Source organism: Phaeobacter sp. CC-HEC084 (assembly GCF_059429255.1).
On sequence record NZ_JCAIJQ010000004.1, the window covers coordinates 324,285 to 349,189 of the forward strand.

General features: G+C 60.6%; 21 protein-coding genes and 1 tRNA gene. 6 read left to right on the plus strand and 16 right to left on the minus strand.

Features of this window, described 5'->3' with window-relative positions:
* The first annotated feature begins 78 nt into the window (after window positions 1–78).
* Entirely contained in the window at window positions 79–720 is a 642-nt protein-coding gene (locus tag AC5SSZ_RS15515; protein ID WP_495438683.1) for a recombinase family protein, read from the plus strand.
* Between the two features lie 95 nt (window positions 721–815).
* Here the strand turns inward: AC5SSZ_RS15515 and AC5SSZ_RS15520 are convergent, their stop codons facing one another.
* The 9 genes from AC5SSZ_RS15520 to AC5SSZ_RS15560 form a co-directional block, all read right to left on the minus strand.
* A complete protein-coding gene (locus AC5SSZ_RS15520) occupies window positions 816–1,199 on the minus strand; it encodes a PIN-like domain-containing protein (RefSeq protein ID WP_495438685.1) in 384 nt (127 codons plus the stop codon).
* Between the two features lie 5 nt (window positions 1,200–1,204).
* On the minus strand, window positions 1,205–1,906 hold the full coding sequence (locus AC5SSZ_RS15525) for a DUF433 domain-containing protein (RefSeq protein ID WP_495438687.1): 702 nt from the start codon (window positions 1,904–1,906) through the stop codon (window positions 1,205–1,207).
* Between the two features lie 119 nt (window positions 1,907–2,025).
* Window positions 2,026–5,349, minus strand: a complete 3,324-nt coding sequence (locus tag AC5SSZ_RS15530) for a hypothetical protein (RefSeq protein ID WP_495438690.1) — start codon at window positions 5,347–5,349, stop codon at window positions 2,026–2,028.
* Between the two features lie 48 nt (window positions 5,350–5,397).
* Entirely contained in the window at window positions 5,398–5,700 is a 303-nt protein-coding gene (locus AC5SSZ_RS15535; RefSeq protein WP_495438692.1) for a hypothetical protein, read from the minus strand.
* Window positions 5,697–6,041 (minus strand): hypothetical protein, encoded by a 345-nt coding sequence (locus tag AC5SSZ_RS15540; RefSeq protein ID WP_495438695.1) that lies wholly within the window; start codon window positions 6,039–6,041, stop codon window positions 5,697–5,699. The genes AC5SSZ_RS15535 and AC5SSZ_RS15540 overlap by 4 nt, the downstream gene beginning before the upstream one ends.
* A gap of 458 nt (window positions 6,042–6,499) precedes the next feature.
* Window positions 6,500–8,758: a helicase RepA family protein gene (locus AC5SSZ_RS15545; protein ID WP_495438696.1), complete on the minus strand. Its 2,259-nt coding sequence runs from the start codon at window positions 8,756–8,758 to the stop codon at window positions 6,500–6,502.
* Window positions 8,759–9,106: 348 nt separating this feature from the next.
* Window positions 9,107–9,868 (minus strand): hypothetical protein, encoded by a 762-nt coding sequence (locus AC5SSZ_RS15550; RefSeq protein ID WP_495438698.1) that lies wholly within the window; start codon window positions 9,866–9,868, stop codon window positions 9,107–9,109.
* A complete protein-coding gene (locus AC5SSZ_RS15555; RefSeq protein ID WP_495438699.1) occupies window positions 9,865–10,143 on the minus strand; it encodes a helix-turn-helix domain-containing protein in 279 nt (92 codons plus the stop codon). Before AC5SSZ_RS15555 ends, AC5SSZ_RS15550 begins: the two co-directional genes overlap by 4 nt.
* A gap of 429 nt (window positions 10,144–10,572) precedes the next feature.
* A complete protein-coding gene (locus AC5SSZ_RS15560) occupies window positions 10,573–11,847 on the minus strand; it encodes a tyrosine-type recombinase/integrase (RefSeq protein ID WP_495438700.1) in 1,275 nt (424 codons plus the stop codon).
* A gap of 116 nt (window positions 11,848–11,963) precedes the next feature.
* On the opposite strand from AC5SSZ_RS15560, the gene AC5SSZ_RS15565 reads away from it, so the two are divergent.
* Window positions 11,964–12,035: transfer RNA gene (locus AC5SSZ_RS15565), tRNA-Pro, on the plus strand.
* Between the two features lie 59 nt (window positions 12,036–12,094).
* Here the strand turns inward: AC5SSZ_RS15565 and AC5SSZ_RS15570 are convergent.
* The 5 genes from AC5SSZ_RS15570 to AC5SSZ_RS15590 all read right to left on the minus strand — a co-directional run bounded on the left by AC5SSZ_RS15570 (window position 12,095) and on the right by AC5SSZ_RS15590 (window position 17,745).
* On the minus strand, window positions 12,095–13,384 hold the full coding sequence (locus tag AC5SSZ_RS15570) for a TRAP transporter large permease (protein WP_065271704.1): 1,290 nt from the start codon (window positions 13,382–13,384) through the stop codon (window positions 12,095–12,097).
* Between the two features lie 69 nt (window positions 13,385–13,453).
* On the minus strand, window positions 13,454–14,458 hold the full coding sequence (locus AC5SSZ_RS15575; RefSeq protein ID WP_065271705.1) for a TRAP transporter substrate-binding protein: 1,005 nt from the start codon (window positions 14,456–14,458) through the stop codon (window positions 13,454–13,456).
* A 22-nt stretch (window positions 14,459–14,480) separates the two neighbouring features.
* Window positions 14,481–14,969 carry a TRAP transporter small permease gene (locus AC5SSZ_RS15580; RefSeq protein WP_495438845.1) on the minus strand — a complete coding sequence of 163 codons (489 nt, stop codon included), beginning with the start codon at window positions 14,967–14,969 and terminating at the stop codon, window positions 14,481–14,483.
* Window positions 14,970–15,011: 42 nt separating this feature from the next.
* The gene (locus AC5SSZ_RS15585; protein WP_274831201.1) at window positions 15,012–16,148 is read right to left on the minus strand and encodes an FAS1-like dehydratase domain-containing protein; all 1,137 of its coding nucleotides are present in this window, start codon (window positions 16,146–16,148) and stop codon (window positions 15,012–15,014) included.
* Between the two features lie 37 nt (window positions 16,149–16,185).
* Entirely contained in the window at window positions 16,186–17,745 is a 1,560-nt protein-coding gene (locus AC5SSZ_RS15590) for an acetate--CoA ligase (protein WP_274830447.1), read from the minus strand.
* A gap of 149 nt (window positions 17,746–17,894) precedes the next feature.
* Here AC5SSZ_RS15590 and AC5SSZ_RS15595 point away from each other — a divergent pair, with 149 nt between their 5' ends.
* The 3 genes from AC5SSZ_RS15595 to AC5SSZ_RS15605 are packed head-to-tail and all read left to right on the plus strand — an operon-like array spanning window position 17,895 to window position 20,326.
* Window positions 17,895–18,680 (plus strand): IclR family transcriptional regulator, encoded by a 786-nt coding sequence (locus AC5SSZ_RS15595; protein WP_495438704.1) that lies wholly within the window; start codon window positions 17,895–17,897, stop codon window positions 18,678–18,680.
* Between the two features lie 3 nt (window positions 18,681–18,683).
* Window positions 18,684–19,106 carry a PaaI family thioesterase gene (locus AC5SSZ_RS15600; protein ID WP_495438705.1) on the plus strand — a complete coding sequence of 141 codons (423 nt, stop codon included), beginning with the start codon at window positions 18,684–18,686 and terminating at the stop codon, window positions 19,104–19,106.
* Window positions 19,103–20,326: a CaiB/BaiF CoA transferase family protein gene (locus AC5SSZ_RS15605; RefSeq protein WP_495438707.1), complete on the plus strand. Its 1,224-nt coding sequence runs from the start codon at window positions 19,103–19,105 to the stop codon at window positions 20,324–20,326. The genes AC5SSZ_RS15600 and AC5SSZ_RS15605 overlap by 4 nt, the downstream gene beginning before the upstream one ends.
* On the opposite strand, the gene AC5SSZ_RS15610 is transcribed toward AC5SSZ_RS15605, so the two are convergent.
* Complete coding sequence (locus tag AC5SSZ_RS15610) at window positions 20,323–22,842, minus strand: sensor histidine kinase (protein ID WP_495438708.1); 2,520 nt, start codon at window positions 22,840–22,842, stop codon at window positions 20,323–20,325. The genes AC5SSZ_RS15605 and AC5SSZ_RS15610 overlap by 4 nt on opposite strands.
* 6 nt (window positions 22,843–22,848) lie before the next feature.
* On the minus strand, window positions 22,849–23,571 hold the full coding sequence (locus AC5SSZ_RS15615) for a response regulator (RefSeq protein ID WP_495438711.1): 723 nt from the start codon (window positions 23,569–23,571) through the stop codon (window positions 22,849–22,851).
* 248 nt (window positions 23,572–23,819) lie between these two features.
* Between AC5SSZ_RS15615 and phnD the strand changes: the two genes are divergently transcribed.
* Entirely contained in the window at window positions 23,820–24,803 is a 984-nt protein-coding gene (phnD, locus tag AC5SSZ_RS15620) for a phosphate/phosphite/phosphonate ABC transporter substrate-binding protein (RefSeq protein ID WP_274840020.1), read from the plus strand.
* Window positions 24,804–24,905: the final 102 nt, after the last annotated feature.

The following is a 24,905-nucleotide window of genomic DNA, read 5'->3' on the forward strand; positions in this document are numbered from 1 at the left end:
AACTCCGCAGCCAAGCATTGGGTGCTGTCGCACAGCATCGGGCCTCGATCGAACCGTCTCACTCCTGAGGGCCTAGATATGAAAACAATCCTTTATGCGCGGGTTTCTACAAAAGATCAGACAGCTGCCCACCAACTTACCCAGGCTTCCGACGCCGGTTTCGTCGTCGATGAGGTCATCTCGGACGAAGGTGTCTCTGGCATCACCACCCGTCTCGCCGACCGCCCGCAGGGTCGTCGATTGTTTGACATCCTTCGTGCTGGCGACACACTGCTTGTGCGGTGGGTCGACAGGCTCGGGCGTGACTACGAGGACGTAAGCGACAACATACGCCACTTCATGAGGCGCGGTGTGATTGTCCGCACGATTATCAACGGAATGGTTTTTGACGGCGCGACCGAAGACCCAATGCAACGCGCCGTCAGAGACGCACTCATCGGGTTCATGGCCGCACTGTCGCAAGCCCAGGCGGAAGCGACCAAAGAAGCTCGGCGAGCCGGAATAGCGCACGCCAAAGCGAACGACCCCGACGGGACGAAGTTCAAGGGCAGAAAACCGAGCTACACTCGCCAGCAGCTCGAACAGGTGGAAACCATGCTTCACACTGGGGTCAACGTTGCTGAGATTTCTCGCACTGTGGGCCTAAGCAGACAGGCTGTCATCCGGATCCGCACGGATCCCGCGGGTTGCCTCGCGGCGCTACAGCGTTGGGGCTTATGATCGGAAAGGCGTTGGCGCGACCCGAGGTCGCCAGGCCGCCACACATACATTGGGGACAGACGCCTTCCCTCCAAGCACGGCGGGCCGCATAAACCTCAAATCTGCTTGAGTTTTGTGCTCTTCATTGGGAGCTCGAACATTGCGCCACCGCTTACTAGCCCAGCTTGCTTCTCGATTGTCTCCCAAAGTGCCATGAGGCGCTCCATTTGCTTTGTGAGTTTTGCCTTCTGCAAACCCGAAGACAGGAAAAAACCCACCAGTCGAGAGCTCTTGAAAGCCTGTTGTTCCGCCCGGTTCTTGGTTATTCGCCGGTCTGCCGAAATTATGACCCAGCTGCCTTCTTTGCTCAGAGCCTCTATCCACTCGGTGTCTTTTACACTTGGGCCGAACTTTTTCCGAAGGTGCACGACTTCATGCTTTCCAGCGAAGAGCGCAGCCAGAGACTTTGCCATGGCGGGGGGTAGATTCTCATCAATCATAACCCTCAAGCGGCAACTAACCCCTCGTGGAAGCGCACGGCGTCCCGCACTACAGATTCGTCTACTTCATACAACGCAGCAACAACTGCGGCCGACCCTTCGGCGTGGAAAGCATCTGCCAACGCGACTGTCGGCACACCGGAGTCTGTGGCGACGGGCTGGCCGAAAGAACGGGCGGGATCAACTACAATACTGCGCTTTCCTTTGTAGGGGCGCCAACGCGCGACGATATCCCCCTCAAGATCAAGGTCTTTGAAACTCTGCTCTACCACTTGCTTGAAGACGAATTGCTTCCCTTTCAGATCAAGCAGTTTCGGTTCTCCGGCCGCCTCAAGACTCTCTAGGAAAATTGTCCGGCCATCAGTCCGAAAGCGGCCCGACGAGAAGGGCCTGTCGGAATGTATGCACTCTTTGGCGTACTCCAGACAATTCCGGACCGCTTTCAGCCCTATGCCTTTCTCGAGAAAAGCCTTTACGAAGCGCAACTCAATCAAGTCTCGAAAACTCAACTCGACGCTATTCTCGGCCATCGGCAAGTCGGGTTCCCACAAGGCTGGGACGTGATGAACCGTGCCGTCTTTTTTATAGTCATACCCAGCCATCCACCGGCGCAGGTTGCGAGGTGAAGCTTTCAATAGACGAGCAGCCTCGGGCAGAGAGTACAACCCGACACCAATGTACTCGTGGTGAGAAAATTGCTGGTTCATATCCTTGTTGTAATCCCGTGGCCGAGAGAAGCAACAAAAATGGGTGGCGCAAAATTTAGAACGCGCCACCCCTATTATTCCCCGGATAGCTCGCATGAGCCCACCTTATTCCTCCTGAGTTAATCGACCCAAGTGCCGGTGTCGGGATCCCACCGCTTACCGTCACTGCGGCGGTTGTCTCCGGGCCGAATTGTGACTTCCAACGGGCCCGTGTCTTGCTGGATGGCGTCTAGGGTCGGGTCTTCGTTCTCTGCCCCGTCCAGCAGCTGCAGCAGCGTCGGTGCGCGCACGCCCCATTTCTGGGTCAACATGCGCGTGTAGGCGCCCTGCGTGGCCGGGTTGTACCGCTCCAGCAGATCGGCAGCGAGGCCGGGGTTGTTGATGACCTCGGACGTGATCTGGTCGACCGCGCGGCTCTGCACCTGGGCCGACTTGCGGCGCAGCCAAGTGCCGATCAGGTCGATACCTGCGATAGTAGGCGACAGCTGGCCGCGGTTCACAGACCGCGCTCGGGAGGCTACGGAGGCCGTCGTTAGCGACGGGTCGTACTTGCCCGTGACGGCTTGGCCGGTGCCGGACGTGTTCACCGCCTTGGCGCGCGAACTGCCATCCGCCTCGGCCAGCGCGGAGAACACCTGCTTGATGTTCGCCAGATCCTCCGGGTCGTCGGCCCATAGTTCCTCTGCTACCGCGCCGAACTTGGGGTCTTCGAACAGGTCGCGCAGGACGCGGCCGTTCCAGCGTTGGCCGCCGGTCGCGTTCGGTGACGACAGCTGTCCGCGGTTTTTGACCTCTTCCCACAGAGCCGTGCGCAGATCCTGTACCGCCTCGGGCGTGCCCGCCGACTCGATAAGCTGCCGCGTTGCGGCGCGCGGGTCCGAGGCGTTCGTTACGGTGCGGACAGAGTCCAGCACGCGGTCCTCGCTGTATTTCAGGTAGGACGCCTCCGGCGATCGGCCGGGGGTCGTGAGCCGCTTTTCGGTTTCCTGCGCCGTACGCGTCGCCGTGTCCAGATCACCGGCTGCGGCGCCTGCCGCTTCCAGTTTCTGGCGCAGTTCTGGGAACTCGCCAAGCAACACTTGCCGGTCGCCCAGATACTTCGTCAGCGCCTGCGGCTTGTTGATTAGGCCGCGGTCCTGCACGTCGGCCAATACGGTGTCGGCGAGCCCTTCCCGGGCGCGCGGGTCCGAACCGGCTTCCGCCAGCAGCGATTGCAAATCAGACAGACGGCCCTTGTCCGGCTGCGCGTAACGCCCGGGCACGGCGCTGTCGTCGAGCGCATAGGCGCCACCCTCGCGGGTGCGCAGAACCTCGGCGTTGGCGGTGCCGGGGCGTTCGAACCGATCAGCGACATTTCGCCGCGCCGTGCGGGCATCGCTGAACTGTTGCTGGAGCTCCGGCGTCAAGGCCTGCTCCAGGTAGGCGTCGATGTCGTCGACATACTGGCTGCCGACCCGGGCCGCTTGGTTCTGCCCGGCCGCGCGGGCCGCGCGCACGTCGTCCGTCAAGCCGCTGCGTGTCGCCATGATGTCCGACAGCGGCACCGTCTGCTCGATCGGTGGGTTCTCGGCCATGATAGGGCGGTTGAACTCGTTGACGAGGCCGGTTTCGCGGAACGGAGCCTGGTCGCCCGGGCGCATCTCCTGAATGGTGCTGGCCTCGGCCGGGCGGAACCGCTTCGCGTCGTTGGGCGCCAGGTTCGCGTCCGTGACCGTGGTGCGCTCGACCAGACCCTGCGGGTCAACCAGCGTACTGTCGCCGTCCAGCGCGGAGTATTTCTGCCGCACGTCGTCCTGCGCGGCGGTATATGCCTCGGCCAGCGCCGAGCGAATGCTGGACCCGCGTGCGCCCGCCGTGGGTAGGGCAGGAGCGACGGCTTGCGCCGCGTCGTCGAACTGGCTCTGCGCCAGATCCTGCATTAGCAGCGCCTGCGTGATCTGGTCGTCGACAGATATTTGCAGATCGGCGCGAACGCGGCCCGGGTTGCCTTGTGGCGTGATGCCGGCGATCGTTTCGGCGATGGCCGCGTCATTGGCGTTGCGGCGCGCGACGCCAGCGCCGGGCGTATTGGCGTCGATGTTGTAAGCCAACGTCGCAAGCCCGGTATCGCCGGTGCGGTCCGCGACGTTCGCGCGGTAGCCCGGAACGGCGTTTTCGACCGGCGCCTGCGTGCGCAACGCATCGACCAGCCGCTGCGTGTCGACCGGCCCCGGCGCGTCGGCGGCCTGTGTCGCCAGCCGTTCGGAGCTGTTCATCAGGCGCTCGGCTACCGCCTCATCGACAACTCCGCCCCGGAACTTTGGCGTACCGACAGCGGAGGCGCCAAGGTTCCACAGCGCCTGTCCGAGGCCAGAGGCCAGCGCAAGGCCGCCGGTGCCAGCGATCGACCCGGCCGTGTCGGCCACTGCGTTGTCGCCGAACATTTCGGTCGCGATACCGGCCCCTGTGCCTGCGGCTGCGGCATACGCGCCCTCGCGGGCAAGCGCGCCGGTCGGGTTGACCGCCAGCGGCTGCGTGAATTGCGCCGCCAAACCTTGCCCGACGGATTTCGGGGCCGCTGCGGCGCGGTTGATCTGCGCGACAGTCTGGCCGCTTGCCTTGCCGAGGCCACCGGCCAGCGGAACCGCCGTAGCGCCAAGTTCGCCGCCAATGCGGTTCAAAACCCGCTCGGTGGCGTTGCGCGGCTCATAGTCTGGGACCAACCCGCCCAAACGAAGCGTCCAGTCCATGTCTTCAAAGCCGCCGACTGGCCGCTCCGAGAAAGGTCCGACGCCGTCCACTCCGGGCAACAAATTCAATAGGCGCGGCGCGTTGTTGACCAGTTCAACAGGTGCCCCAGCCATGTAGGCTATGCCCTTCTCTCGAACGCCGTCCGCCACTGCTGCCAAAGCCCCCTCGAGCGTAAAGTCCGCGTCGCTGGTGGTTGTTGGACTTGGGTCGATCGACGGGACGTGCGGCAGCATGTTCTCCGGCAGCGGCTGGACGCCACCCGGTGCGGGTTGCTCCGCGGCGGGCTGCGCCGGTGCGGCGTATTTGCTCCACGGCCCTGCAGCGGCGGGCTGCGCCGGTGTGGCGTATTTCTCCCACGGCCGACCTGTCGCCGCGCGAGACAGCCCAGGTTCGGCATTCTCAACGACGGGGAACGCCCCCCAAGGATCACCGCCATGGGGTTTGCGGGCAGGCGCGGCTACCAAGGGGAACTGCTCCCAACCATCCGACGGCAAACCATCACCCGTCCGGGCCTGCGCGTATTTTTCCCAAGGCCTGGATCGCTCGCCCTCTGTTGCAGCGGCTCTCGTTTTGGCCGCTTCCGCACCGTCCGCCTGTTCACGGACCTTCGAGCCAATCGGCAGGCTAAACACCCGACCATCTGGCAAGGTGATCACAGTTGACGCGTTCGGGTTTCGGGGTGCGCTCTGCTCTCTCATATGAATTTGCAACATTTCATGTCCTTTCCCCCGCCCTAAGCGGGTAGGTCAGTTGGGTGGTGCTCAGCCGAAGGCATCCTCACCGTTTTCGCCTTGGCGCCTTCTTGCCGCTCGCAAGTCGCGAAGCTGTGCGGCAATCTCATCAGGAGACATTTCGTGTGGTTGCTTGCCCAAACCCCCCTCATCTTTCGCATTGAGGTACCCACCCGCGCGCAAGATCGTCGTTGCACATGTCGCTCGAGCAGGAGCGGGCGCCTTTTTGTCGCGGCATACCTCCAAGGCAGCTTGATAGGCGGCTTCTGCCCCCTCTGTTTGGATACGCGCCAACAGTTCTTGTTTTTGCGCATGCACCTCATTCGACTTCATCCGAATACCTCCGAAAACTGGTCAGCCATCTCTACGGCCTCGGCTTTGACCTGGGTTTGCCTCAGCAGTTCTTTGAGGGCCGCGATTTCATTGACCAACGCGCAGTACTCCGGATCCTCGCGCGGACTGTTTTCACATGGAGCACCTAGGGCCATTGCAGCCTCTGCCCCCCATGCCTTCTCTAACTTGACAGCTGCACGCGATGAGGAAGATCCGACCGGCCGTTGCGCGTGCCACCGCTCATATCTCGCTCTCTCTTGGTCGGTCATTGCCGCAAGACGCTTGGCGCGGCTTTTTGCTTGCCGCTCCAGCGCCGCCAACTTGTTCTGCAGCTTTTTCATCGCGACTTGACCGTCGCCGCTAGGCCATTGCGGTTTGTGCCACTCATCCCCCTTCGGGGTCCTGCCACCGTGCAACCTGCAACGACCATTCGCCAAAGGGAGATTCTGACAGGCCCCGCCATCACTTTTTCGGGTTGCCCCACACTTCGGCAAAAACGGCCGCTTTGCGTTGAAACGAGCGAGGGCTGCGTTTGCAATTTCCCGGAACTCGGCAGTGTAGTGGTAAGGGCGAAAACCGCCGCGTTTGCTCTTAGCCATAGGCGCCACCCAAACAGTACGGCCCCATGAGGTATGCGTATTTTGAAACCCAGCTCGGGAAGTCGGCGAAGAATTCTCCAAAAGACTTTTGCGTCTGGAAGAAACTGGAACCCCATATAGGGTGTTCCAGTTTTCCAGATTGGGACGATGGGAATATTCCGAAATATTCCACTTTTTCCACTTTGCTGTAACATATTGATTTAACCAAAAATTTCACCCCGCCGCTGAGCTTCCACAAGATTTCCACTTGCTTTGGGCTGGTTGTTTGGACGGGAGGAAACATCGGAAACGGAAATTCCGGGACATTCTGTCCGAACGCTCCACTTTCCGCGCCCGGACGAGCCTATGAAGCCCTTCTCCTTCAACCTTGTCAGATGCTTCCGCACCGTATCGGCGGACAAAGTATGGCCAGCCCTAGTTGCGCTCTCAGCCACGGTCGAAGTCTTAACTCCGGTGCCACCAGGTTGTGCCGCTTCACACTCCCGCAACGCCTCGAATACGTTCCTTTCCGTGGGTGTTGGTCCATCTTCGGTGTTACTGCATCGCTTGGAAACTTTGACGGTGGCTGACTTCACAGGCGCGCCGTCTGGATCCAGCCCAATAACGCACCCCTGCAACTGAAATTCGTAACCGGGCCCGCACTCCAGATCCCGTTGCTTGGTCACCTTTATCGCACCGTCTTCTAGCTCAATTTCCGTATCTGTCGCCGCCCGCAAGCTGGAGTGACCGCGGGCGCCTTTGGCGAGGTTCTTCCCAGAGTGGTGCACGATAAGCATGTGAGCACCGCTAGCTGCTCGGATTGAATCGGTGCGGGTGATAAAGGCACCCATATCAGTGGGTCCGTTCTCGTCTCCCCCGGCCAGCGTCCGCGAAAGAGTGTCCACGACCACAAGACCGAAATCCCCACCCAAGCTACGCATTGTGTCGATCACAGCCTGGGTGTCTCCCCCAGCAGTTCTTAAATCGACCCCTACGGGCATCAGGACGAAGTTGTCCTCAGCCATACCTGGGTGACGTTGTTGCAAAGCTGCGAGGCGTTTCTTGATGCCAAGGCCTCCCTCGGCAGCGATGTACAGCACCTTTGACTGAGTGACCTCGTGACCTGCCCACGACATCCCGGCCGCAATGTGAAAGGCTAGGTCGACCACAACGAAGGTTTTTCCAACGTTGCTCTTGCCGTACACAACAGACATGGCACCCAGATCCAAAAGATCGCGCACCAAAGGCGTTGCTGAACTGGTTAGCGCCGATGCCGATGCCTCCCCCAAAGTCATGGTTTTCAACAGCCGCGGCCCAGTCACTTCCGGCGCAGCGGGCGCTTGAGCGCCACTTTCAACCGCGGCGCCTAGCGGAATGGGCGAGTAAAAGTCTTCTGCCCGCTTTTCGCCGTTGATACGCACCCAATCTCGGGCCAACGCCCGAGCGCTAAGCTTACTGTCTCTGTCGTCTCCGAATTGGACTGCGTAGGGCCAAACATACGCCAAGTGGGCGTAGTCTTCTGCCGAGTATCCATCCAACCTCTTCAAGGCCCCGGAAAGCGCTGCACGATATGCAGAACCGGACCTGTCTGCGCTGGAGATTGCACCGTCGGACCACAGCCGCGCCAACCACTCATTCGCAGCCAGGTCATTGCTAAATCGCTGGCGAAGTGCGCCGGGAAGCTGCGCATATTCTGCCTGACAGTTATAGCCACAATACTCGATATCAGAGACGGCGGCTTGGACCCTGTCATCTTCGCCGGAGTTGTCCGGCCCGAAACATGGGTGGATCAGGTTCTTAATGGTTTCGGCTTGCGGGCGGTCGGCGGAATGCCGAACCACAGATGCGGTACGCTTTACCCTCCCCTTTGCCAGTTTGGCTGCATTCGGAATATTCTCAGTGCCAGGCAGCCGCAGAATTCGATCTACATTGTGCACAGGATCGCTGCCGACGGCTCGGCATAACCCGCTGCCGTGTGCCTCTACCCAGCCGATATTCTCATCGGTCGCAGCAAGTTTATCCTTGAAGACGACTAGCCCTTGGAAACCGCCGCCGCTATCTATGATGTCGGTGAATCCGGGTCTATTATAGTTCTCCAAACGCTCGCGAATTTCCTGGCGTTCTATGCCCAAATCGGAGCCGGGTTTCGGGTCCACGTCTACGCACAGTGCGCGGATTCGCCCAATGTCAGTCTTCTTTGGTTTTCTGCCGCTGAAATCATGCGCCACCTCATTCAGCACATAGTACAAATTGACCCTGCCCGCGCGCGCATCCACCCAAGCACGCGCGGCTTCAAAGCTGCAGCTTTCGAACACCCGGCCTTCGATCTTGCCTTGGGCTTCACCGCCAAGAGCGACCAAGCAATGCCGCCCGACAGGATCTAGGCGTCGCAAGAATTCAGCTGCAATCTCTCCGGGCGACTTCGCCTCGCCAGCGGGCGCCGATCCTTGCCGCGCCTCGAGATCCGTTGTATGATACATTTGGTTTTCCTAGGGTCGGCTGCTTGGCATGAGCACCGGCCCTTTCTATTTTGTGTTGTCCACGACGAGCCGCAGTTGCAGCCCGTTCTCTGAGGTGGGTCCATTGAAACTCGCCACCTCTTTGGCCACGCTGCCCGCGCTCACCATGATTTGGGCCCCGAGGTCAGGACCGCGGAGAAAGGTGCCGTCCATCGCCCGGTCATACGCCCAGGTGTAGGAACGCCCCGCCCACGATGCTGCCATTTGAAGGGATACCCAGCGATTGCCACGCATCTTGCCTCCGCTGTCGGTTTTTCGATCCTCACAAGGTCCTGCAGTGCTGTGTACGAAACACCTTCATTTTGAAGGTTAGTTTCGCACGCCCTCTGTAAGCTGCCTCAACATATCGAACGTGACGCCGGAGTGAGGTTTACCTTCGTATTCCGCCATGACCTCAGAAATGCATGCAATTGCTCGTAGCGCTGCCCTATCTTTCTGCATGGGGGTTTGTTTCTGGGAGTACCTCACCGCACTCGCCGTCACCCCGAGGCGGGCACCTACCTCTTTGTGCAGCTGTCGATCTGATTTCTGTTCGATTTGACCTCGAAAAACCTTCGGCAGGCTTGCATCTAACCAAGCTGTCAGAATTATCAGATCGACGGCGCCGCGCGCCCAAGGCTCTGCCCAATCCCTTTCCTGTTGCGACGACCTTTCAAAAGCGAGGGCCATCATTTTCCGGGCCAGCGTATCCAGTGAGAATACTGTCGCCGGGCTGGGGTCTTGGAAGAGTTGGTCGATATCTGCAATTGCTCGGCCGCGTGCAGCGTCGTGATCTAGGTCGCACCCTGCACCGCAGGTTAGGTCCTCTATGCGCTCAAGGATTAGTTCATGGCGCATCACGGCATAGCGGTACTCGTGGAAACTCATTTTGAATACCGGGGTGCGTGATGCCCGTAAATCCTCAGCTATAACCGGCCAGACAACCGAGAACTCCGGATCGTCCTTTATCCGCTTCGCCCAAAGCTCATTCGAACCGTCTAGCTCCGTCAGCAGTTTTTGCAGAAGAGTGCCGGGTTCCGGATAGCGAATACTGCTCGGTCTGTGCGGTGGGGTCGTCTTGATGTCCTTCATCCCCAGACCTCGCTCTCTTTCGCCTGTTGGGTGCCGCGATCCCGGCCGCCGCGTTGTGCTGCCTCCCAAGGCTCGGCGCTTTCAACCAGGGCAACAACGCTGTCGACTGTCACTTGGCTACGACCAGCAACCCTGCGAAACTCCAGCACGCCCTCTTTTCTCAGTTTGTAGACTGCCGCCGCCGATACCCCGAGCACGTGAGCGCAACGTTTAACTGTGAGAAAGGCCGCGTTCTGCCAGTGTTCCGAGTTTTCAGCTTGAACATTACTGGCCATTCGCTTCCTCCAACCATGTCTTTACCGCGCCCACAGAAAATCGCGGCTGGCCAGCAATTCGCGTCACGTGCGGCCCGCGCCCGTTTGCGGCCCAGCGCTTCACGCTCGACAGGGAGAACCCTGTGATCAGAGCTAGTTGTCGGTACGTCAGCAACGCTGACTGCGGCAAGTTATCGATGTCGGGTATTTCGCTGTCTCGAGACATAGCACCTCCAGAATGAACCAATCGGGCGGTGAAGCCCAGTTCTACTGGCAGCCTCTGGAAGCGAGGGAGGCGATGAAAGCGATGGAAAAACGAGTCTGCCTAGGCTCAGATGCTGCCACAACGCTAGTACTGAGTCAATATTTGAAAATACCTAACATATTGAAATGTATGCCTTTTAGTCATACGCATCGGACATTCTGTCCGCCGCTATAGATTTCAGAAGTTCATCCGAACACATCAGAATCCGGACTGTTGGTAATGGATCGAACGTGTTCGCCCCACTTTCGAAACGCAGCACGAAGAGCTACCTCGCAACCGTCTCTGTTGTAGCGCGCCTCGAGATCCTCGCGGGCGTGGCCGAGAGCAAGTTCTGCAATTTCGCGATCTACTCCAAGCCGGGACAAGCCGGTGCGGAAGGTGCGCCTCAAGTCATGTAGTGAGAAATCCACGCCTGAAACCGCCACGAACCCAGTACCTTTGCCGGAGGCGTTGTTCTGGGCCCGTCGGTTATTGCGGTCCATGATCTTGGACCAGCCGCTCATTGGTTGACCGGTACGCAACGCAGGGAATACCCACTCCGGCCCCCTGGCATCTATCGCGCAGCTTTGTAGAAGCACATGCAGTTCGGGGGCCACGAATACAGTGTGGCCTCTGGCTTGCTTCGTGAATGTCGCGGGCAGGTCTATCCGACCCCTGGCGAGATCGACCATCTCCCACCGGAGACGCCCTCCTTCATTCCTTCGGCATCCGGTCAGGATGAGAAAGCGAACCAATCGGCCGAACGGTGTATCGGGTGAAGCGGCTGACCACACTGCCGCAAGCTCTTCGTCCGACAGCGCCCGCCCGCGCCCCACCCGCGCGACTCTCTCTGCTCTCGTATCTCGGGCGCGCCGATAACCTGCCAGCGGGTTGGCTTCGATCACCCTAGCTTCAAACGCGCACCAGTTGAGAAATGCATTCAGTCGCGAACGGAATGTCTGGCCTTTACTACCCGCCGACTGGGCGTCCAGCCTCTCGATCATCTCTGCGAGCTCCCAACCTTTTATCCCGTCAAGGGCGCGGTGCTGAACCGGTGCGAGACGACGCCGCAAAAGGCTCAAGACATCTTTTCGGGTCACATATTGGCGACGCTCGAGATGGGCTTCGTATCGATCCAGAACGGCGGCCACCGTACCTGCAGACCGGCGGCTCGCTTCTTTGCGGTCCGCACTTGGGTCTCCGCCGGACGCGACCTTCCCCAGTTCAGCACGCGCGATTTTCCGGGCTTCTCTCACACTTGAAATGGTTTCTGGCGTTCCGATTTTAAGGCGCTTTGAATTCACGCTCCTACCGGCGCCCTGGGGGCGGTACATGATAATGTAGGATTTGCCACGCTCTCGAATGCGTAGGCCGAACCCCCGCACATCTGCGTCCCATACGACCGCTTCCTTCTTTCCGGCTGGCAAGCTCGCGGATTTGACGACGGTGTCGGTCAGCCGGGTGCGATTTGTAGGTGGCATGTGACCTCGGGCAGCATATGGGCAGCACGCTTTGTGATACTTCGTGAGACGACATGAGACTCATAGGGGCCTAATTGTCAATAAAATTAGCGTCATATCAGGTCGTTTGATACTGCGTGGTACTACATGGAACTAAATAGCACTGTCTTCGGGAGGCAGGGGCCGGAGGTTCGAATCCTCTCACTCCGACCAATAAAACAAGGCGCCCAATGGGCGCCTTTGTTGTTTCTCGTCATATATGCTTGGGTCAGCCAAGCATCAGAGATGGCAGCCAGAGCGTGATCTCCGGAAAGCACAGCAGGACCACCAGCACCACGAGTTCCATCAGAAGGAACGGCACGATGCCCCGGAAAATAGTGCCCAGCGCAACCCCAGTTTGGGCCGAGGCAACATAGGCGTTCAGGCCAAGCGGTGGCGTCAGTAGCCCGATCTCGACCGTCTTTGTCACCACGATCCCGAACCAGACGGGATCATAGCCCAGCGCCATCGCGGTCGGAAACGCCAGTGGCATCGCAAGGGACAGAATCGCCAGCTGGTCCATAAACATGCCCATAACCAGCAGGATCAGTACCATGAAGGCCAGAATCGCTGCACGCGGCAGGTCCGTGGTCGATGCGAATTCCAAAAGCGCATGGGTGATCCGCGTGAAGGCCAGATAATTCGCGAAGATCGCCGAACAGGTGACGATGGCAACGATCATGACGGTCGCCCGGATGGCCGCGGACACAGATGTGCTCAGGCCGACAAAGGTTATGCTGCGCTGCACAAGAACAATGATGAGCGATCCCATCACGCCAAGCGCCGCAGCCTCGGACGGAGAGGCGACACCGCCGTAAATGGCACCGATGACGCCAACCATGAGCAACCCCATCGGGATCACGTGACGGCTGGCCTTGACCGCCTTGCCCAGCTGGAACGGATCCCCTTTGGGCGCCTGATCCGTACGTGTCGCGATGATCTTGATCACCAGGGCCAGACCCGATGCCGTCAGCAATCCCGGCACGATGCCGGCAATGAACAGCTGCCCGATCGAGGTTTCCGTGAGGACGCCATAGACAACCAGCACGATGGACGGCGGCACCACCACGGCAAGCGTGCCCCCCACACTGACCACGGCCGCCGCCAGACGGTCGGCGTAGTTATGGTTACGCATCTCTGGAAAGGCCGATGCGGCCATTGCCGCAGTTGATGCGGTCGAACTACCCACCAGCGCCGCCAGCAGCACAGAGGAGGCCACGGTCGCCATCGCAAGGCCGCCTTTGACATGGCCGATCCAGCACTGGCAGGCATGGATCGCGCGGCGCGTCACATCGCCCGAGGTCAAAAGCTCTGCCATGAGGATGAACAGCGGGATCGCCACCAGAATGAACGAGGACGAGCTGTCAAAGAAGATGCGTTCCAGCACAGCGAATGCAGGGCGCCATCCCAATTGCAGGGCAAGTCCGATGAAGCCAACCAACCCCATGGCGAATGCGATCGGCATCCGGAACACCATGAATAGGGCCAGCAGGCAAAGAAGGGCGAGGAAAGTGATCATGTTCGCGGCTCTGTCTTCAGGATCCGGGCAGCCGAATGGACGCCCGGATCGTTTCAGTCTTTGTCGGGCTTACTTCGAAGTCAGGGCACGATAGTTTTCGAGAACCGCCTCTGCGCCATCCGCATTGATACGCTCCAGCCAGTCCTGGCCAACCAGTTTCATGCTGTCGGTGAGGCTTGCCAGTTCCGCGTCAGAGAACGTGTAGGTGTCGATTCCTTCGTCCTTCCACTGAGTGACAAGACCTTCGACCGAGTCATCCTGCGCCTTTGCCACATGCATGGCCGTCTCTGCGCCCAGCTCCAGCATCTTGGCCTGCACGTCCTCGGGAAGGTCTTTGAACAGGTCACTGCGTACGACCATTACAAAGCTATAGCCGCCGAAGGATCCGTTGGTGGAAATATGACTCACCACTTCGTTGAGCTTGTAGCCCGGCACCGATGCCAGCGGGAACAGAACCGCATCAAGCCGTCCGCGCTCTACCGCCGTGTAGACCTCTGGCCCCGGGATCGAGATACCCACTGCACCCATGGAGCGGGCCGTCATCGCCTGTGTCGAGCCAGACGTCCGGATATCCAGCGCCTTCCAGTCTTCCGCCAGACCAAGCCGTTTCTTGGCAAGCACCTGATAGGGGGGCAGCACGAAACCGAAGATCGGCGTGACACCTGCCGCCAGCAGTTCCTCGCGCAGCGGTCCCTCCTTCAGCATCGCCTGAAGCGCCTTGGTACCCTGCTGGGCCGAGCTGTAGAACCCCGGCAAGCCGACCACCGAATTCAGCGGCAGGGATTCCGCGTGATAAAGCGTGCCCAGAAGCGCCGCGTCGAGAATACCGTTGTTCACGGCATCCAGCTGTGCCTTGGATTTTGCCGCCTGCTGCGACGGGAAATGCTGGAACGAGACCGCACCTCCGGTGGCCTCTTCCACCGCTGCCATCCAGCGCGTGGTGCCCTCGATCGACACGATATGGCTGGTCGACTGGAAATCCCCAAGGCGCAACGTCTCGGCAATACCGGCTGTTGCGGTCATGCCCAGGGCGATGATCGCGGAAACCGCAGTGATCTTCTTCAAGGTCTTCATTTCGTTTCCTCCCATTGTTGGTTTATCGGGTGAGATCTGGCTCCGCAGGACGGAACACATCATGGATCAGCCGCAGGACCAGCACACCGCACCCAAGAGGTGCGACGGCATAGGCCCACCCGAGCGGCCAGTCGATCACGCCATACTCGACCTCGTGATGCGCAAAGGCACCCCAGGCAAATTTCGCAGACATGAAGGTGATCGCGGCAAAGAAGGCGGCAGGCAGAAGCAAACGCGCCTTTGCCAGCAGCGTTCCCCAAAGACCGGGGAGGGTCTCTGGGCCAAAATCCAGGGCGAGATGACCACCGTCCCGGAACACCCGCGACAGCGACAGCGTCGCCAAGGCAGGCATCAGGTAGAGCTCGGTCAGTTCGAACTGGATCTGGACCGGGCGGTTCGCGATCATGCGCAGCAGGATATCTGCGTTGATCAAGACCGCCACGGCAACCAGGGCGAGGCACCCGGCAAGATGCAGGGTGTCCTCGATTTTTCTCAGCGTGCGTTCGATCATGGTCAAGCCAGCCTCCCTTCTGGTTGACGCGAGCGCCCAGGCTTAACGCTTGGGCAGCTCGACGATTGCAGAGCCCATGGCGGACATTTCGCCATCCTGCTGTTCTGCACGTTGCTGGATTTCAAGCAGATAGCGACCATCTTCCTCATACTTGCGAATGACGGTGCCGTGGATCAGGATGATGTCGCCTTCGGGGTTGTGCCGACGCACCTGGCATTTCGCCTGCCGCAGGAACCCATCATCGCCCATCCAGTTGGTGATCTGATGTGTCAGCCAGGACGTCCGCTCGGGACCATAGTCATAGGCGCCGGGCGCACCAACTTCGAGCGCGAATTCTTCTTCCCAGTGAACCCGTTCGGGACAATCGGGAATGCCGTAGCGGTTCTTCGGACCTGCGCTCGGGTGTTTCTGCTGCAGCTGCCAGGCAAGCTTGTTGGCCCGGATATAAAGACCGCCCCAACCCTGCGCATAGGCGATGAAGCCGGTGGCCGTCATCGGCCCCTTGACCATGGTCGGCAGCTCGGTGCCTTCGGAAACGTCATCCCAATAACGGGTCTCGGCGCCGCGGATTTCTTCCTGCTCGTAATACTTGTAGTATTCTTGCAGTTCGGCCTCGGTCCAGACACGGCGGCCCTTCTCCTTGGCTTCTGTATATTTGGTGCCATTCTCGCGCGCCTGATCACGGTCGGTGCGGAAGCACCAGCTGTCAGCATCCGCCACAAGATCGCCCGTCGCAGTGTCATAGAAATCGACGTGATAGATCTGCTGGACGGCTTTCCCTGCGAAACGGGTGTCGTGTTCGACCAGATCCTTGAGGTAGGCCTCGGTGCGGAATTCCATGTTGCGAGTGATGGTCTTGTGCCAGTTCCAGTTGGCCCCCGACCACATCGCGTGCACGCCCGGCAGGCCACCCACATAGCCCGAGATGATCCGGTTCGTCGCGAACAGGAACGAGGGCAGCGCGATCACATCGCCATACTTGGTGGTCTTGGCATAGTCCGGATCACACCACAGCGGGTTGTCGTCACCAATGCCATGGGCGTAGTGGCGAATGTTGTCTCGGGTCGCTTCATAGCACCAGGGCTCGACCGTTTTTTCGATCTTTACGCCAACGCGTTCGCGCAGATCGTCAAGGCCTTCCTCGGTGATCTTCGGAAATTTCCGGGTCATTTCATTCATTCGTTTTCCTCCTAGAATTACGTCTGGTGCGCGCGGATCAGCCCGCGGTTTCCAGTTGTCTGGCTTGTTGATCTCTCAGGATTTTTCGGTTCACCTTGCCTGCCGGGGTTTTTGGCAGTTCGGTGACAAATTCGATCTGGCGGGGGTATTCGTGCCGCGCGAGCTTGGAGCGCACATGCTCCTGGATGTCTTCCTTGAGCCCGGCAGTCTCCGCTGTTTTCAGGATAATGTAGGCCTTGACGACCTGACCGCGCAGTTCATCCGGGGCGCCGATCACACCACACTCGGCAACGGCGGGATGGCTCAGCAGCGCATCTTCGACCTCAACCGCGCCGATGGTCCAGCCTGCGGAAATGATGACATCGTCCGCCCGGCCGCCGTGGTAGAAATAACCATCCTCATCGACCCGCCCCAGATCTTTGGTCGGGAACCATGTGCCCGCCTTTTTGACCATGAGCTCACCGGTCTCGCCGGGGTCACATGGCGAACCATCGTCGCGCTGGACCTGCACCTCGACGCCGGGAACGGCCTTGCCCATGGCACCGTCCCGCACCTCCAGATCATTCGCACCCGGATAATTGGCAATGATGACACCGATCTCGGTGGTGCCATACATCGAGCGGACCTTGGTGCCGAAGACACGTTCCACATAGGCGGCGGTTTCGCTGTCGATCGGCTCACCCGTGAAGGAGAGCTTGTCGAAATGATAGGTGAAATCCTCTGCCCGGCCGGAGTTGCGCATCATCCGGTAATGGGTCGCCGCAGCCGTGAGGTTGCTGATCTCGAAATCATGCAGGGCCTGCAACAGGCGTACCGCGTCAAACTTGCCCGAGAACGTGCCAGTCGACACGCCAAGGGCCAGCGGTGCCAGCGTGCCGTGCCAGAACCCGTGCCCCCAGGCTGGTGAAGACGGGCAGAAGAACCGATCGCCCGGGCGGATGCCCGTTGCATAAAGCGCCGCGACCATCAGCGTCACTATGGAACGGTGGTTGTGCTTCACCGCCGCAGGCAGCAGGCGGGTGGTCCCGGATGTGTACTGCAGGACGGCAAGGTCGTTCCCTGCGGTCGAGCATTCGAATTCGCCAGGAAAACCATCCAGTCCATCAAGGAACTCCGCATCTGCGACAACAACCCGTTCGGCGCCACCTTCGACGGCTTCCGGCGCCTTCTCTGCGTTGGTGAACAGGATCTTCGGCGCGCAATCCTCGACCCGCAGGCGGATCCCGTCAGGCCCAAAAAGGGTGAACATCGGAACCGCCACGGCACCTGCCTTCATCGCGCCGAACATGACGCAGTAGAAGGGCAGCGACGGCTCGATCATGACCGCGATACGGTCACCTTTCTGGACGCCCTGCGACACCAGATAATGCGCAACCTGGGAGGACCGGCTGGCCAGTTCCGCAAAGGAAATGATCTCATCCTGCCCCGAGGCGTGCGCAATTCGCAGCGCCGTGCGATCCCCCGCTGCGTGGCGGTCCACGCATTCATGCGCAATGTTGAAGTTGTCGCGATCCCCATCGAAGAGCGCCCAGAGCGCATCCTTCGAATAGTGCGTCAGCGCGTCAGCGTAGGATGTGAAATCCGTCAGGCGTTGCATCGCCAATCCTCTCCCTTTCGTCGTCCGGCAAGCACGTCATCGCGGCCTGCCCGTGTTCGTTGACAACGGTAGGGATCAGGATATGTTATTGTCAATACGCTATAATTATTGTATATACGCAATGAAATCAAGCGTTACAGAGGTATAAAATGGCCGCAAAATCAGCAGAGACCACGACCAAGAGACAGGTGCCCGCCGTCACGCGAGCCATTGCTATTCTTAGGTTTTTGGCGCGTTCGGACGAACCGGTGGGCGTCAATCCGATCGCCCGCGAGCTCGAACTGGTGCCCAGCACCTGCCTGCACATTCTGCGGGTGCTTCAGGATGAGGGACTCGTCGATTTTGATTCGAACACCAAACGCTACTCGATCGGAATCGGCATCCTTCCCCTGGCCCGTTCGGCCCTTCAGAAGAACACCTTCTCGGTCCTGGTGCAGCCGCTGCTTTCTGGCCTATCCGAGAAATTCGGTGTGACCTCCATCGCGACACAAGTGGCCGAACCGTCCCAGATGGTGGTCATCGCACTGTCGCAATCGACCCTGCCCTTCCGACTTCAAGTCGACCTTGGCAGCCGCTTTCCCATCCTGATCAGCGCCACGGGCCGCCTGTTTGCCGCCTTCAACGTCACCGCCCCCGAAGAGCTGCGCAGCGGTTTTGACAAACTGGTCTGGGATCACCCGCCCAGCTTTGACGACTGGCTAACCGAAGTCGAAGCGACCCGCGCGCGCGGTTATGCGGTGGACAGGGGAACCTACATCTCGGGCGTGACGGTTGTCGCGGCGCCGGTGTTCAACGCCGCCGGGCAGATGATCCGCTCGCTTGTCGCCATCGGTATTTCAGAGCGGATGGATGACAAACAAGTCGCTGCGCTGGCGAAATCCCTGCTGAAGCTGCGCGACAAGATCGAGGCCATGCAAATCGAAACGAGGAGCTAGACAGTGACCCAACTCACCGAACAAACAGGCTGGAAAGAGCTGAAGGCCGGTCCCTTCATGGATGGGATCGGCCCCATCCTGAAGACCAGGGCGCTGGATGGCAGCAATATCTATGGGCTGCGTACCGATGCTTCCCATTGCAACGCCATCGGTTCGGTGCATGGCGGCGTGGTCACCGGGGTGCTGGATCAAGCCATCGCCATCGAGGCCTGGAATGCGGCCAATCGGCAACCGACTGTCACGCTTCAGATGGATACGCGCTTTGTCACCGCTGCGCGCGCCGGTGACCTGCTGGAAGCCCGCGCAACCCTGCGCCACGCGACCCGCTCAATGCTGTTTGTCGATGCGGATCTGCACGCAGGGGAACGCCTAGTCGCCACAGCAACAGCCGTCATGAAAATCATCGCAAAGAAGGACACACCATGAGCACGCAACAGGAAGACCAGCGACGCGGACCGCTGGCAGGCATCAAAGTGCTGGATTTCTCGCGCATTCTGTCCGGCCCCTATGCAAGCATGGTGTTGGCCGATCTTGGTGCAGAAGTGGTCAAGGTCGAACCGGTCGGCAGCGGCGATGAAACTCGTAACTTCCCGCCCTTCAAAGGTCCGCTGAGCCATTATTTCATTGCCCTCAACCGCAGCAAGAAAAGCATCACGCTGGACCTGAAATCGCCAGAGGGGGCAAAGATCGCCCGTGACCTTGCGCGCAAATCCGATGTTGTGCTCGAAAATTTCCGCCCCGGCGTGATGGATCGGCTGGGTCTTGGCTATGAGACGTTGAAGGCGGACAACCCCGGCCTTGTCTACTGCTCCATCACCGGTTTCGGGCGCAACAGCCCCCATGGCGACAAACCCGCCTTTGATATCGTGGCGCAGGCGCTGTCCGGGGTGATGGATGTGAACCGCGAACCTGGACAGCCCCCCAACAAGTTGGGCATTCCACTCGGCGATATGGCGGGCAGTATCTTTTCACTGTTCGGCCTGCTCGCTGCACTGGTGGAACGCAACACGACAGGACAGGGCCGCCACGTGGAAATCGCCATGCTGGACAGCCTGATTGCCATGCAGGGTTATCTCTCCCAGATCTATTTTGTAAGTGGCAACAGCCCGCAGCCGGTTGGCACCCGTCACCCCTCAATCGTGCCTTACGGCGCCTTCCCGACCAGGGGCGGCCATGTGATCGTCGCCTGCCTGACGGAACGGTTCTGGCACAACTTCGCGCGCTGCCTTGGGCGCGAAGATCTGATCACCGACCCGCGCTTCGCAGAGTATGAAAAACGGCTGGAGAACCGCGACGCGCTGGAGCCGGTGATCTGCGAAATCATGGAGAAAGACACCACGGAATACTGGCTGGACCGACTGACCGAATTCGACGTTCCAAATGCGCCGATCCTCAGCATCGCGGAGTCTCTGGAACAGGAGCATGTCGCAGCACGCGGGCTGATTGAAACCGTGACGCACCCGGACGTGGGGGACATGCAACTGGTGCGCGGACCGATCCGGTTCGACGGCGAGGGCCCTGCCCCCGCGCGCGCGCCTGCACTCCTCGGCGAACACACGCGTTCGGTGCTGTCGGACTGGCTCGGATATGATGAGGAAGAGGCCCGTGCCCTAGAAACACGCGCCGCGGCACCCGGCGCAGGCTAGGCCTCAGGTCTTTGTGCCGTCTGGGCAATCAGACTGCGGATGTCCGCATCCGTGACCGGTTTGGCCAATGAGGCCAGGCCGGGACTGCCGCGCAGGCTTTCCGGGATCCGGCCAATTCGGCGTGTCGACATCAGGATCAGTTGGCAGTCCGGGTGCAGCCCGGCGCCCAGCTGCAGAAGATCCCAGCCTGATGCGCCATTGTCGAGATTGAGATCACTCAGCAGAAGGTCAAGCTGTGGCAACTCCCGGATCTGCGCTGCGCCTTCGGCAAAACTGCTGGCCCGGTGCAGGGTATAGCCGATCCGCTCTAGCGCCTTGCCGGCCGAGTCGAGATAGGCCGGGTCATCATCGACCACCAGTGCCGTACCGGGCGCCTGCAACGCGACCTCCTGTGGGGCCTCCTCAGCCTTCAGCGGCGGGAAATTCAACGTCACGGTGGTGCCCCGCTCCGGCGGCTCGATGCGGGAGGCGATGTCCAGACGCCCGCCGGATTGGTGCACGAAGCCATCGACCATCGACAGGCCCAGCCCGGTGCCGCTGCCGTCGCTGCGATTGGTGAAAAACGGCTCGGTTGCGCGATGTAGCACCTCGGGTGTCATACCACAGCCATCGTCACGGATGCTGAGCTGGGCGCCGCCATCCTGCCCCGTCGCCACCGAGACGCAAATGCGGCCAGCTCCCTCAATCGCCTGACCTGCGTTGACGCAGAGGTTCAGAATGGCGCTTTCCAGCTGGCCCGGATCGACCAACGCGTTGACAGGCTCTGCCGACAGATCAAAGTCCAGCGAAATGTTTTCCGGCAGAGCAATTTCCAGAAGGTCAGCCATACCTTCGACCAGCATCGACAGATCGGTCACCTGCGGTTCCAGATGCTGCTTGCGGGCAAAGGCCAGCAAACGCTCGGTCAGGGACACGCCAAGATCCACCGCCGAGCCGATGCGGGTCCGCAAGTACCGCGCCTGTTCGTCATCCGCCCGTTTCAGAAGGTGCAGGTTGCCGGAAATACTGGACAGGATATTGCCGAAATCATGGGCGACCTCACCGGCGACCTTGCCCAAGGTTTCCACACGGCGGATTTCCTCCAGCCGTTCATCAATGCGCTTGCGTTCGGTGGTTTCCGAAAGCAACCAGACCGCCCCCCCATCGGGCAGCGGCGAATGGCGCAGCTCCAGAACATGGCCAGAGGCATCGGTGTATTCCTCAAATCCACCGCGCTCCCCTGCGCTCACTTGCCGGGTAAAGGCGGAGCGGTCGATCAGCGCCTGCATATTCGCTGGTTCTTCCGCCTCCTCCGGCGGCAGGCGTAACAGGCTGCGCAGCTTGTCGTTCTCGGCCTCGATCCGGCCATCGGCAGCACTGATGGCGACACCGTCTTTGATATTGCGGAACACACGCGAGAACAGCGCGTTCTGACGACGGATCTGACCAGTGCGCCGGTCCAGCTTGCGCGCGTTTTCGCGAAATACCTGAAAGGCGGCAAAGAGCTGACCGATCTCATCCTCGGACACCCGGGCCCGAGGCAAATCGCTGCGGTGATCCCCGGCGGCCAGTTTGCGCATTGCATCAGCCACACGGCGCAGGTTGCGGGCCACATAGCGCGACACGTAAAGCGACGAGGTGATTGCCACCAGAAGGCTCATCAGGGTCAGCGCCAGAAAGGAATTCTTAGCAACGCCAAGGTTGTCGGAGGTCTCTGCGCGCGCCTGCGACAGGCGGGCCTCTGCCTGCGCGACCTTTTCTTCGGCATAGGTCGAAATGCGGCCCGCCTCCTGCCGGATACGGAACAGGGCGTTCTCCGCATCAAGCTGCGCGGCAAGCTCGCGGTGCTTCAGCACGAACAGGCTGTCACTGCGGCTGAGAGCTGTTTCGATCTCGTCAAAGGTGGCTTGGTGGACAGGCGTCAGGCGCGGAGTGATCTGATCACGGGCACGCTTGTAGCGCCGGGTGAATTCACCGAGTTCGATCAGCGCATCCGCCCGCCCCGCGCCAATGGCGCTGGCGGTCAGTCGTTGCAGACCGGCCCAGACTTCGCGCTCTGCCAGCAGCAGAGTGGTATCGCCCGACAGCCGCCGCACCCGCCCGTTCAGACGCAGCATGTCCCGGTCGATCGCGGTGAGCTCCGCCTTGCGCGCGGTCTGCGGCACCAGCGCGGTGGTCAGATCATCAATCGCCAGCCTCAGCCGGGCCAGCGGCAGGTCCAACGCCGGATCGCGGGCGGCATGGTCTTCGATACTGCGCAGGTTCGACAGAACGCTCTGCGCCTCCTGCTCCAGCTGGAAGGGAGGAAACAGCGCATAAAGAAACGGCGCAGAGGTTGCCAGATCCGCCGCCCGGCGGGACAGGTCCAGCGCATCAGACACTTCGGTCAGCGTGTCCTGATGCAGAACATTCATCCACATCTCGGTCCGGTTCAGCACCCGCATGCCGATCAGGCTGACCAGCAGGATCAGCCCGAACAGAACGGCAATGGCAGCGGAGAGGCGAAACCGGACGCTGAGACGGGAAAGCGCGAGCATGCGACGTCAGCCCGGCGACAGGTGAAAGATATAGCCCTGCGCGCGGCGGGTCTGCAGATGCACCGGTTTTGACGGCACCGCCTCGATCTTGCGCCGCAGACGCAGGATCAGCACGTCGATGGTCCTGTCCACGTAGCGCTGCATGTCCGAGCCGAGCTCCTCCAGCAGTTCCGGACGCGGGATCACCCGGTCGGGGTTGCGGGCGAAATAATCAAGCAGCCGGTACTCGGCATTGGTCAGCGGGATCTCCTCGCCTTCCGCGTCCAGCAGACGACGGGATTGCACATCCAGCCGCAGGGTGCCAAAGGCGATTTGCTGTCCCGGCGCGGCGCTGGGTTTGGCAGGACCATGTCCATAACGGCGCAACACGGCGCGGATACGGGCCACCAACTCGCGCGGGTTGAAGGGTTTGATCATGTAATCATCCGCGCCGGTCTCCAGCCCGATGATCTTGTCGATCTCATCCCCGACACCAGTCAGCATCACGATGGGGATCTCGTAACGCTCGCGGATATGGATCGCCAGCGTCAGCCCGGATTCGCCGCGCAGCCGCAGATCTATCAGGGCCAGATCCACTGGCGGCGGGTCGCCCAGCGCGTGAAAGGCGGGAATATCGGCGCAGCAGACCGCATCGAACCCGCTTTCGCGCATCAGCGCCGACAGCGTTTCGCGCACATCCGGATCATCGTCAACAATGGCGATGAGCGACTCTGTCCTGCCGTCCTGCATCACATCCTCCCTCACCGCACCTCCTGCGGTCTTCGCGGGCGGCATACTGCCAAGCCCCGCCAGGATACGCCAGCCGATCAGCAGAGCTGTGATGCAGTTTGAAACATTGTTAACATGAAAGCTGGCTTCTCGCTGTTTGATTAACAATACGCGCCTAGCATGCGCCGGATGCGCGTCTTTATCTTCGCCCCACCAGCGCCGCGATGGCGGGAGTGGCTCCCGGCACCGGCGTTCCAAGGGAGGACAACATGGTAAAATTCTGGACCGGCGCCGCCACGGCACTGGGCGCTCTGACGCTGAGCGCAATCACCGCAACCGCAGCCGAAGACTGCGCCGAGCGCGGCGCGCTCGACACGCTGTACTGCGATGCCAACGGCGATCTGGTGGCTGATACCCCCACCGATCCGGCCAAACTGAGCAACCCCGACACCCTGGTCTTTGCCTATACGCCGGTCGAAGACCCCGCAGTTTATGCTGACATCTGGGAACCCTTCATCGCACATCTGGAAGAAACCACCGGCAAGGACGTGCAGTTCTTCGCAGTGCAGTCCAACTCGGCCGAAGTCGAAGCGATGCGCTCGGGCCGTCTGCATGTTGCGGGCTTCTCGACCGGACCGACCCCCTTTGCGGTGAACCTGGCCGGCGCTGTACCCTTTGCCATCATGGGCGCTGCGGATGGTCAGTTCGGTTACAAGCTGCAGGTCTTTACCCAGGCGGATAGCGACATCAAGGAAGTGAAGGATCTGGCAGGCCGCCGCGTGGCGCATACCTCGCCGACCTCGAACTCCGGCAACCAGGCACCGCGCGCGCTGTTCCCGGGTCTGGGCGTCGAGCCCGACAAGGACTACGAAGTGGTCTATTCCGGCTCGCACGACCAGTCGATGCTGGGCGTGGTCGCAGGCGACTATGACGCCGCACCGGTGGCCTCCGAAGTGGTGGACCGCATGGCCGAGCGTGGTCTGTATGACACCGCCGACGTGCGCAAGATCTGGGAAAGCGACCCCTTCCCGACCACCTCGTTCAACGTGGCGCACAACCTCGACCCCGAGCTGACCGCGAAGATCAAAGAAGCCTTCTTCACCTTCGATTTCGAGGGCACCAAACTCGGTGACGAATTCGAAGGCGTCAGCAAGTTCATCCCGATCACTTACAAGGATCAATGGGCGGTGATCCGTCAGATCCAGGCCTCCAACGGTGTGGAATACACGCCGCAAGGCCTCGCCGGGAACTAAACCCACCAGACCCGAAGATCCGGCCGACCACAGGCGTCGGCCGGACACTCCTGCGGCCCCCCGCGGCTTGCTCCCATGGGCAACGCGGCTGGGGCATGGCCG